We start from the raw sequence: 3,460 nt of genomic DNA on the forward strand, positions 1-3,460 counted from the left end.
TTGCCGGATCGAAGGTCTTGCCCATCACCGCGAACGACTTGTAAGCACTCGCCGGCGGCGACAGGCCCATCTCGGTCATCAGCTTCTTGGTATCCGTCGCCAGATACACCTGCTCGGCCACCGCCTTGTAGTCGACGTCGCCCTTGATCTGGCCCCAGCGCTTCATCTGCGTCAGCATCCACACCGCAAAGGACTGCCAGGGGAACGGATCGAAATCGACGCGCTTGGCGTCGGTCTTCACCCCGCCGAGGCCGTCGGCATAGGTGCCGGTCAGCACCTGCTCCAGCACCGTGACCGGTGCATTGATGTAGTTGGCGGGCGCGATGGCCTCCGCGATCTGCTTGCGGTTCTCGGCCTTCGACGCATAGGCGGTGGCATCAACGATGGCGCGCGTCAGCGCGGCAAAGCTGTTCGGCGCCGTGGTGATGAATTCGCGGCTGGCGGCAAAGCTGCAGCAGGGATGGCCGTCCCAGATCTCCTTGGACAGGAGATGCATGAAGCCGACGCCGTCGTAGATCGCGCGCTGGCAGATGTTGTCGGGCGCGAGGAAGCCGTCGATGTTGTCGGCGCGCAGGTTGGCGACCATTTCCGGCGGCGGCACCGAGCGCAGCTGCACGTCGGTGTCGGGGTCGAGCCCGTGCTCCGCGAGATAGTAGCGCAGCAGATAATTGTGCATGGAGTAGTCGAAGGGGATCGCGAATTTCAGGCCCTTCCAGTCCTTCGGGTCGCGCTTGTCCTTGTGCTTGGTCGCCAGCACGATGCCCTGCCCGTTGATGTTCTCGATCGCGGGGACGGCAAACGGAATCGCGTTGGCACCGAGGCCGAGCGAGATCGCGATCGGCATCGGCGCCAGCATGTGCGCGGCGTCGTATTCCTTGTTGATGGTCTTGTCGCGGATCACGGCCCAGCCAGCGGTCTTGACCACTTCGACGTTGAGGCCGTGCTTGGAATAGAAGCCCATCGGCGCCGCCATGATGATCGGCGTCGCGCAGGTGATCGGGATGAAGCCGACCTTGAGGTCCTTCTTCTCGGGCGCTCCGGCCTGTGCAAAGACTTCGGTCGCCGTCTGAATCGGAAAGAACTGCGACAGCGCGGCCAGCGCCGTGGACGCACCGACGGATTTCAGGAAGGCGCGCCGCGCCACGTCCTGCGGAAACATCGCGCGCATCACCGCGGAGGCGACGACGCCCTCGTAGCGCTTCTCCTCGCTCTCGACGGGCGCGCAGCGCATCGCCGTGGCCTGCTCGTGCTCCGCCGCGGATTGGTGCTGGCCACAGACGCAGCCGGCTCGAAGGTTGCGATCGGGATCAAACGGATTGTCGAACGTGGACATCGGACCTCCTGCGCGTCATTGCAGGGGGAATTACGCAAGGAGCATGCCACCGCCTTTCGGCCGGCCAGTGCTTTGATGACGCAGCACTTTTCATCACACTTGGTCGCTACGAAAACTCGTGATATACGATAATTCGTAGTTGAATCACGAGATTTCGTAATGGCAACGACGCCAATGCTCGTTTCCGATGATACCGCCGAGGCGATCGATCCGCGCGTCGCGGCCTTCGAATCCTCCGTCGAGGCCACGCTGCTGGTCGATCCCTATGCCGACCAGATCATCGATGCCAATCCGGCCGCCTGCGCCCTGCTCGGCTATGAYCGCGCGCTGCTGCGGCAGACCAGGGCCAGCACCCTGCACGCCGGCGAGATTCCGGCGCTGACCGTGTTCACGCAGGCCGTGCTGCACAAGGGCGCCTACTGGACCACGGCGCTCACCCCCCGCCATGCCACCGGGCAAAATCTCCGGCTGGAATATGCCGGCTGCGTCCTGCCCCATGACGGCCGCACGCTGGTGCTGCTCACGCTGACCGATCTCGACGCGCGCCGCCGCCGCAATGTCGATGCCGCCGCCGAAGACCACATGCGCAGCGGCATCTCGACCTGGCAGCGGGTCGAGCGGGTGTTCCAGGACATCGAGCGCGAGAACCAGCTGATCCTGCGCGCCGCCGGCGAAGGCATCTATGGCGTGAATGCGGAAGGAAAGACCACCTTCGTCAACCCTGCCGCCGAACGGATGCTGGGCTGGACCGCCGAAGAGCTGGTCGGCAAGGAGATCCACCCGATCGTGCACCACACCCATCACGATGGCCGGCACTATCACAACCACGACTGCCCGATCTATGCGGCGTTCCGCGACGGCGCCGTGCACCAGGTCGACGGCGAGGTGTTCTGGCGCAAGGACGGCTCGCCGGCCTGGGTCGAATACACCTCGACCCCGATCCGCGATCGCGGTGTCGTGGTCGGCGCGGTCGTGGTGTTTCGCGACGTCAGCCAGCGCCGCGAGGCCGACGAGAAGCTGCACGCCGCGCTCACTGAAGTCGACCGTCTGCGCGAGCGGCTCGAGCTGGAGAACGCCTATCTCCAGGAGGAAATCCGCATCGAGACCAATCCGCGCGGCATCATCGGCCAGAGCGAGGCGGTCCAGAAGACGCTGCGCCAGGTCAAGCTGGTGGCGCCGACCACCGCGGCCGTGATGATCACCGGCGAGTCCGGCACCGGCAAGGAGCTGATCGCCCGCGCCATTCACGAGGACTCCACCCGCAGCGACCGGCCGCTGATCCGCGTCAACTGCGCCGCGATCCCGCGCGAATTGTTCGAGAGCGAGTTCTTTGGCCATGTCCGCGGCGCCTTCACCGGCGCGACGCGCGACCGCATCGGCCGGTTCGAGCTCGCCGACGGCGGCACCCTGTTCCTCGACGAGGTCGGCGAGATCCCGCTCGAACTGCAAGGCAAGCTGCTGCGCGTGTTGCAGGAAGGCAATTTCGAGCGCGTCGGACAGGAGCGCACCCGCGCCGTCGACGTCCGCGTCATCGCCGCGACCAACCGCGACCTCAAGCAGGAGGTGCAGCGCGGACGTTTTCGCGAGGATCTCTATTTCCGCCTCAACGTCTTCCCGATCGAGACGGTGCCCCTGCGCGAGYGGCGCGAGGACATTCCACTGCTCGCCCAGCATTTTTTGACGCGCGAGGGCAAGGCGCTGAAATCGAATTTGCGCCTGTCGGAAGGCGATGCGCGGCGGCTCGCGCGCTACGACTGGCCCGGCAATGTCCGCGAATTGCAGAACGTGATCGAGCGCGCCGCAATCCTGTCGCAGAACGGCCGCCTGCGCATCGACCTGCCTGACACCTCCGGCGCGCTGGTTCCGACCGGCGCCGCGCGCCAGAAGGCCGATGCGCGTCCGGCGGTCATGACGTCGTCGGAGATGCGCGATCACGAGCGCGCCAACATCCTCGCCGCGCTCGAGGCCTGCGCAGGGAAAGTCTTCGGCCCCGGCGGCGCGGCGGAGATGCTGGATATCAAGCCGACCACGCTGGCCTCGCGGATCAAGGCGCTTGGGATCGCGCCCCGTCCGCAAGTGGCCCATCCTTCGAGACGCCCGCTTTAGGCGGGCTCCTCGGGATGAGGA

At 65.8% G+C, this 3,460-nt stretch carries 2 protein-coding genes; one reads left to right on the forward strand and one right to left on the reverse strand.

What is annotated here, in order from left to right; translation table 11 throughout:
- A partial coding sequence (locus tag AC1D00_RS32370) for a CmpA/NrtA family ABC transporter substrate-binding protein (protein ID WP_477013462.1) occupies window positions 1-1,333 on the reverse strand: 1,333 nt, incomplete at its 3' end.
- A gap of 159 nt (window positions 1,334-1,492) precedes the next feature.
- Between AC1D00_RS32370 and AC1D00_RS32375 the strand changes: the two genes are divergently transcribed.
- Window positions 1,493-3,439, forward strand: coding sequence for a sigma-54 interaction domain-containing protein (locus AC1D00_RS32375; RefSeq protein WP_477013463.1), 1,947 nt, complete (start codon window positions 1,493-1,495; stop codon window positions 3,437-3,439).
- Window positions 3,440-3,460 lie beyond the last annotated feature (21 nt).

The organism is Bradyrhizobium sp. P2_E8, assembly GCF_056403875.1.